The following is an 8003-nucleotide window of genomic DNA, read 5'->3' on the forward strand; positions in this document are numbered from 1 at the left end:
GACCAGCCGGCGGGCCGCCGAATTCTGCCTGCAGCAGCTCAGGAGCGCCCGCAATGCCGACATCGTCGTCGCCATCAACAATGTCAAACCCAAACGCCACGCCAAATATAACTTCCGTGACTCCGAATTGTACGCAAGGTCGTTGATGAAATACCACGATTTCAAAGTGTAAGTCTTGATATTACGAAGGATTTAATAGCCTTGAGCGATCCACCGCCGCCTTAGGCAGCCGGTGAACGCCATCAATCATCACAGCCGGCACCCTAGGGATCAGCAGACTACAGGGACAGGAGAAGAGTGATGACGGACTATTACGTTGCCACTGACGGAAGCGACATCGCCAAAGGCAGCTTGTCTGCACCATGGAAGACGATCAGTCGCGCCATGCAGGCGCAGCTCAGGCCCGGCGATCAGGTGGTGGTAAAGTCTGGAACGTATCATGAGCAGATCGTGGTGACGAAGGATGGTGCGGCGGATAATTACGTCACCATCCGCTCCGAATTGCCGGGCGACGCTTTACTCAGACCGCCTTCTTCGGACACCTACAGCACGCTGAATGTGCGGGCGAACTACGTCAGGATCGAGGGTTTCGACGTCGTTGGCGGCGAGGGACATGCGATCGATATTGAAGGGTCGCACCATGTCACGATCAAGGACAATATCGCCCATGACAGCGGCGGTTCGGGTATTTCCAGCGCCAAATCGGATTGGCTGACGATCGAAGACAACCGGGTCTATGGCAACGCCACGACGAACGGCTATCAGTGCAGTGGCATCTCGCTCTGGCAGAACATGGATCTCGCCGCAGGCAATGCCGAATTCCGCAACATCATCAGGAACAACATAAGCTACGATAACGTGCAAGGACCCGCCATCGACTGGGAACATACGGATGGAAACGGTATCATCGTCGACGGCTTTCACGACACCAAATACCGCTACGGCACTCTGATCGAGGGCAATGTCTCCTACGGCAATGGCGGCAAGGGCATCCACGTCTTCCTGAGCGACTTCGTCACGGTGCGCAATAATACCGTCTGGCACAACAACCATGACAATGCCAACAAGGGAAGCTGGCGGGGCGAGCTGAGCAATGCCATGGGTAGCTACAACACCTGGGTGAACAACGTCGCAGTAGCGGATCCGCGAACGAACTCCAGAAACCGAGCCATCAACGATGTCAGCACCAATGGCTACGTGAACAAGGATGTGAAGTGGTACAACAATATCACCTTCAACGGCACTCCGCGCGAGGCATCGGTGCTTTCGGACGGCCAAATGCCGGACGCCGCCGACGGGAACCTGCTTGGGCTTGATCCGCTGCTTTCGAATCCGGCCACGGGAGATTTCCACTTGAAGTCGGGTTCGCCGGCCATCAATGCCGGAACGTCCGCTTTCGGGCTCGGATCTGTCGACATTGACGGGCAGGCCCGCGTGAACGGCAAGGTCGACATCGGAGCAGATGAGGCCACCTCCAGTGCGGACACGCCGTCGAATGTCCAGGACGTTTCTGGCTCGGCGCCGCGATGAATACCGTCTTCTAGAGCATCTTCGCCAACGGTGGCTAGATCATACCGCGCTCAGCGGCGATGATCGCGGCAGCTCGAAGCACAATATGAGCGCTTAGCCGCAAGGCAATGAACCCGTCGATGGCGCGCGTCGCCAGATCTGAAAAGCCTGAAAGGTTTCGGTGATTTGAAAATGCTGGTCGGATAGGAACGCGGCCAGTACCCCTTCCGGATCGTAGATATCGGGCTTGCTGGCGACGATGAGGGTTGGAACCTGCAGTGCGGAAGCAAAACCTGGCCGTGGCTCAGAGACATAGAGTGCACTGCCACACCCCTGGCCCAGCGGCACATGGTAAACGAGGGCACCAAGCGCGTCGGCGCTCCACCAGACGCGATCACCCTCGGTGAGGGCTGAGCGTACGACAGCGGCCGCAGAGCGATAGTCGTCCTTCGCGTGACGGGGCGCGAATCTGATGCTCGCGCCGGAGGCCAATGCCATCATCAGAAAGCCAAGCACCACGAGCTTGCCGACAGGCCGACGCCAGAGCAACGCCACGCCTGCCGCCTGCAGCGCCAAGACGACCGCGATTGCGGGCGCGAGATGGCGACCGACGACGCGCCAGTGCAGAATATATCCGGCAATCAGGATCAGTGCAGCAGCGGCCGTGAACGCGATGGCACAGGCCGCCAGCGTGCGAGGCGGAATATTGCGAATTGCCTGGATCATGCCGGCCAGCGTTACCGCCGCGACCAGGACGGCGTAGCTCGCCAACGCAACCAGGTAAGAAGAGACGACCGCCCCCTCCCCGGCGCGCAGATCCGTTCGGCCCGGCCCGAGGCCTGCAAAACCCAGCAACTCGTAGGCTGAGAAAACCAAGGTCCGCGCATCGGTCGTCGCCACTTTGGTGCCGCCTGCCCCTCCAAGCACCGTCCAGAGATAGTAGAGCCCGAGCGGCGCCAGCACGACCACGAGCAGAACGGACGGCCCGATGATGTGGCTGGCGGCAAGCCGGCGAGCACGCCAGGGTACGGCACAAGCCGCGGCAGCAACGGCCGCTGCAGCCCATATCGCGCCGAGCAAGCTGCTTCCGGCAAGAGCAATAAGCCCGAACGCAAGCAGCCAGGCTTGGTAGGGGCGAAGGAGCGGACCTTCCGCGCCGCGATCGCTCGCTGCAACGACCGCGCGTTCGAGCAGGCCGAAGACCATCAGGCTCGCCCCGATCTGCATGCCATAGGGTCTCGCCTCGTCGATATAGTACCACAGGAAGGCGCTGGTCCCGGCCACGAGAAGGCGATCAACCCGGCCGTTGGCGAAAATGTAGAGGCCCGGAACGAGCCAGAGCAGGTTCATCACCCTCAGCGCGACCTCGCCGTCGCCTGCAACCTTCTCCCAGGCCCAGATCGCCACGAGGAAAAACGGCATTTGTGCATCGGAGCCAGTCTCCGCGACCATACGAGCCAGAAGCGCCCCGAAGTGAGGTTCTGATGCGCGCCACGCGGTGTTGGCCTCGTCTATCCAGTAACTCTGTCCGCTGATCGCCGTGCAAAGTGCCACCAAAGTGGCGACCATCGCGAACCACAGAGTGAAGTGGCGCGATAATGGGCGCGACTTCGGCAAAAAAGATCCTGATTTATTGACCGGGTTCGATGGCTCCGCGATCTCCGCGCCCAGCGCCAGATTGAGGTCAGATATGCCCATCCACGTACAAGTCTCCAAACCGTGTCCAGCGCGCCGCCGGTAATACATCTATCCCGGCTCAGATCAGCGATAAGACTAACGCGTTCTTCGTTCGAGCAACAATCAGCACAAAGTGGTACGCGTACGTCTTATGGCTCGCTTTCGACCAGCCCGCATAAAGAATAAAGTTCATTTCTACAGAGGCTTGCGCGTCATCACAGACGGAGATTCCGAGAGAAGTTCGTTGAGCCTTGGAGTTTGCCAGTTCGGCAAGCTGGATGGAGCCGGGAATGGTCAAGAGTAAGACTATTGTAAAGAGTAATCGGATCGAGCGGTTTCCTCAAAAGACCTATGGGCGGCTGCCTCGCTGCCTTGGCAGAGACTTTAATCGGTCCCGATCCCTATTCGGCATGTGCCGGCAGTTGCTCAATCGGCCGAGCGCCGATCGTCATGCGGTAGCTGGCACGGATGGTCCAACCCATTTCATCACATCGGGGGCTTAACATGTTGCCGCACAGCACGGAGTTCCCCCGCACATGGCCAATTGCCACGACTGATCTTTCGCCTCGCGGCGTGTCCGATACGGACGGCCTGGTGCTGAGTATTGTGGTGCCGGTGTTCAATGAGGAGGAGACGATCGTGCTCTTTCTCCAGGCTCTGGATGCACAGACCAACGCGATCCGCAGCGCTCTCGGACCAGGCGGACAGGTGGAGATTCTCTTCGTCGACGACGGCAGCCGAGATCGCACTGTAGAGATTATCGAAAGTCTCGTAACACAGCGACCGGATATCGGCCTGATCTGCCTGTCGCGAAATTTCGGCAAGGACGCAGCGCTTGCAGCCGGCCTCGCCCATGCCCGCGGCGACGCAATCATCCCAATGGACGTCGATCTGCAGGACCCGCCGGACATCGTTCCGGATATGGTGAGCGCCTGGATGCGCGGCGCAAAGGTGGTCAACGCACGCCGCAAGCGGCGTGGCAGCGACACCTGGCTCAAGCGCTGGAGCGCCACGGCTTTCTACGGCCTCTATAATCGGATGGCCGATTATCCCATCCAGGACAATGTCGGCGATTTTCGGCTTCTGGACCGTAGCGTCGTCGATGTTCTGAACGGCATGCCCGAGCGCATCCGCTTTATGAAAGGCCTGTTCTCCTGGGTTGGCTTCACTCAGGCGACGGTCGAATACGACCGGCCGAAGCGCACGGCGGGCACCTCCAAGTGGGTATATTGGCGCCTGTGGAACTTCGCTTTGGACGGGATCACCGGATCGACGACGATGCCGCTGCGGATCTGGACCTATGTCGGACTTGTTGTCGTCTTTCTGGCGCAACTCTACGCAGCCATCATCATTGGGCGAACGCTGATATTTGGCGTCGATGCGCCTGGTTATGCATCCATAATGGTGGTTATCCTGGTGTTTGGCGCGTTCAACATGATCTCCGTCGGGCTTCTTGGCGAATATGTCGGCCGCATCGCAGTCGAGGTTCGGCAGCGGCCGCTGTACCTGGTGGAGCATCTGACGGGCCGAGCTGCTGCGGGGTCGGCTACCGGCGCCGTTGCCGATCAGGCGCGGCGCGATGCGCCCGCCGGCGCCAGCTCTCTGCGGCGGGTCGGCATCGCCGCAAGTTCAGCGGTGACGAGCGCGAGAGCGCCGGAAGGCCAGTTGGGCAGCCAGTATCCGGCAGAATGACATGGTGGATAAGGCTTGCTACCCGGCAGTCTACAGCCCCGGTGTCATCATGCCTTGGCGTTCGATGGAGTGCGTCGGCGTCATTATCGCACTGCTCCTTCTGAGCGGTTGCGTTTTTCCCCTGATCGATCGCGATGGCTACCTGGATGCCAGCGAAATGGCGACCCTTCGCCTACTTGGCATGCCTATCTATCTGATTTCTCTTGGGCTCTTGGCCCGAAATCAGGCAGAGCTGCTGATCGCCATTCGCCGTAGCCTGCCGTTCGTTGTGCTCCTCCTCTTGCCGCTCGTCTCCGTGCTGTGGTCGCCCAGCCCCGCTCTCACCCTGCAGCGAGGCATCGCGCTCGTTCTCTCCGTATCGCTTGCATATCTTCTCGCCATCCTGTTTACGCCGCGGCAATTGCTGTTGCTGACGGTTGTGGTGCTCGGCTCCGGCATGGCGTTCAGTCTTTTGATGGCTGTGGCATGGCCCAGTCGCGCGTTCACCGTGGGCGAGAGCTCCCTGAGAGGGGTCTTTGACAACAAGAATGCGCTCGGGTGGAACGCCGCAATTGCGACTTTCGCATGCAGCGTGATGGCGGCGGATCGACGGGCGGGGCTGAGAATCGTCAGCATACCGCTGCTGTGCGCCAGTCTCGTTTGCCTCGTCGCGTCCCAGTCGATGACAGCCATGACCTCACTCGCCAGCGCGGTGGTGGCCACGTTTTTCTTCCTTGCTCTATCAAAGACCCGCGACCTAGGACGGGTGACCCTCGTGCTGGTCTGTCTGCAATTGGTCGCGCTGCTCCTTGTGGGCCTCAGCGAACTGCTCGTTCCCGTGCTCGAAGCGCTGGGCAAGGATGCGACACTGACCGGTCGTGTTCCGCTCTGGCGGGAAGTGGATCACGCGATCGGAAGGCGGTTGTTGTTCGGTTACGGCTATCAGGCCTTCTGGGCCGACTCCAACCCCGATGGCTGGCACGTCCGAGCTGCGGCCGGGTGGCCGGCGCCGCACGCCCATAATGGATTTCGCGACACATTGCTAAGCCTTGGGCTCCTGGGCTTCATCCCCCTGGTCTGGACCATTGCCCGCGCGGTGCGGCAGGGCGCGGCGCTGCTGTGTGACGCTCCCGAGGAAGGTTGGCTGTGGCTGAACGTGCTGGTCATCATGTTCCTGGTGATGAACCTCACGGAAACGATCATTCTCACTCAAAATAGTCTTCTCTTCGTCCTGTTTGCCACTGCCGTGATTATGTTCGCGATCCGGTTTCCGACCGAAGCGAGAGATCTTACATCTGGATTACGATTGCTCCGTCGCCGGATGGTGATGATCGTGGCTCTGATGGTGGTGCTGATGGCTGCCTCCATCGTGCTGATATCGGGGTTGAAGCCGAGCTATCACGCCGGGTCGCGGCTGATGATCCACAAGCCCCTCAGTGTCGAGCCGATCATCCAGGCCTATTACAAGGCGCTGAGCGTATGGCGCGACGGCCAGAGCGACGTCGTCCAGATCGGGTTTACGGCCGGCGATGCCGAACTGGCAGCCGCCGTCCCGAACCGGCTCATCAGCATCTATCTCGAAGAGCGCAAGGACAGTATCCGCGGCAGCCTGGACACGGCGGAAGCATGGATCGGCCAGCGCATCGGCGAACAGCAGGATCGCGCCAAGGCAGCCCGTGATGCTGCCGACACCTATCAGGAAACGATGGGCGTCGTCCAAAATGACGATGATCAGAGCGAACAGATCAAGGCGATCGTCGAGCTCAGCGACCGGCAGACGAAGATCGGACAAAGCCGCGCCGACATCAAGGATACGATTGCCGCGCTGGAAGCAGCCCACGACCCTTCGCTTGCCGCTCAGAACAAATCCATTCCCGACAGCATCGGCGTGATGCAGAACGACCTGCGCACCCAGCAGCAGGATCTTGCGCGTCTTCTCGACATCTATGGCAACGATGCTCCCACCGTGATCGACCTGCGGGCAAAGATCGACAAGTCCCGCACCGATCTCAGCACTGCGGTCGACCGGTACCTGCAGTCCATGCGCGCCAAGCTGACCGCCCTTGATGACGAGGACCGCACCGTCCGATCGGCACTGACGGCCGCCTATGAGCAACGCTCCCGCTCTTCGCTGGCGCAGAGCGAGCTGGTGCGGCTGCAGCGCGTTGCCGACAAGGAGCAGGCGGCCCTGGACAAGCTCGAGGAGCAGCGCCGCGACCTGGTCGGACAGGCCATGCTGCCGGGCGCCGAACTGGAGGTTCTGTCACCGGCTGCAGTCCCGCTCGTGCCGCAGGGGCGCAGCCGGCTGTTCTATCTGATCGGCGCCTTCTTCGCTTCGATCTCGGTTGCGGTGACGGCCGCCTTCGTGGTCGAGATGATGGACAGGACAGTGCGCAGCTTCGACCAGATCACCACAATGGCGCGCATCGTGCCGGCCGGCTTCGTCCCGCACTTGCGACGCAAAGACCGGAGAGATCCGTCGCGGCTGTTCGGGCAAACGCAGATCGGCATGTTCGACGAAGCGATCCGCACCGTGATGATCTCGCTCAAGCAGGCCAATGGCGGAAAGCTGCCGAACAGCATTGTCGTGACCTCGGCCCATAGCGGCGAAGGCAAGTCGCTGGTGGCCGGATCGCTGGCAATCGAACTGGCCGCCAACGGAACGCCGGTGCTGCTTGTCGACAGCGACATCCGGCGCGGACATCTCGACACGCTGTTCAGGTCCGGCCTGAAACAGGGGCTGAATGAGTTCCTGAGCGGGCAGGCAAGTCTTGAGGACGTCGTCTATCACCATCCGAGCGGCATCGACTTCATCCCGACCGGCAGTCCCCGTCTGCAGCGGCGCGTGCGTTTGACCGACGTGGCCGAGATCATCGAGATGGCCCGCGCCAGAGGCCAGATCGTCATCTTCGACAGCGCGCCGGTGCTCGCCTCGGCCGATACGATGCATCTGACGGCACTCACCGAGCGAACGCTGATGGTCGTGCAATGGGCAAAGACCAGCCGGCGGGCCGCCGAATTCTGCCTGCAGCAGCTCAGGAGCGCCCGCAATGCCGACATCGTCGTCGCCATCAACAATGTCAAACCCAAACGCCACGCCAAATATAACTTCCGTGACTCCGAATTGTACGCAAGGTCGTTGATGA

3 protein-coding genes and 2 pseudogenes are annotated in these 8003 nt (G+C 60.7%); 4 read left to right on the top strand and 1 reads right to left on the bottom strand.

What is annotated here, in order from left to right:
- Window positions 1–300: 300 nt before the first annotated feature.
- Window positions 301–1530, top strand: a complete 1230-nt coding sequence (locus tag AC1DM5_RS36335) for a right-handed parallel beta-helix repeat-containing protein (RefSeq protein ID WP_477824380.1) — start codon at window positions 301–303, stop codon at window positions 1528–1530.
- Window positions 1531–1623: 93 nt separating this feature from the next.
- On the opposite strand, the gene AC1DM5_RS36340 is transcribed toward AC1DM5_RS36335, so the two are convergent.
- Window positions 1624–3207 (bottom strand): hypothetical protein, encoded by a 1584-nt coding sequence (locus AC1DM5_RS36340; protein WP_477824381.1) that lies wholly within the window; start codon window positions 3205–3207, stop codon window positions 1624–1626.
- A gap of 573 nt (window positions 3208–3780) precedes the next feature.
- On the opposite strand from AC1DM5_RS36340, the gene AC1DM5_RS36345 reads away from it, so the two are divergent.
- The 3 genes and pseudogenes from AC1DM5_RS36345 to AC1DM5_RS36355 all read left to right on the top strand — a co-directional run.
- Window positions 3781–4878 (top strand): glycosyltransferase family 2 protein, encoded by a 1098-nt coding sequence (locus AC1DM5_RS36345; protein ID WP_477824382.1) that lies wholly within the window; start codon window positions 3781–3783, stop codon window positions 4876–4878.
- 670 nt (window positions 4879–5548) lie between these two features.
- Window positions 5549–5869 (top strand): annotated as a pseudogene (locus AC1DM5_RS36350) (O-antigen ligase family protein); the annotation flags it as partial.
- 252 nt (window positions 5870–6121) lie between these two features.
- Window positions 6122–8003: pseudogene (locus tag AC1DM5_RS36355) on the top strand (GumC family protein); the annotation flags it as partial.

Source organism: Rhizobium sp. 01T437 (assembly GCF_056398505.1).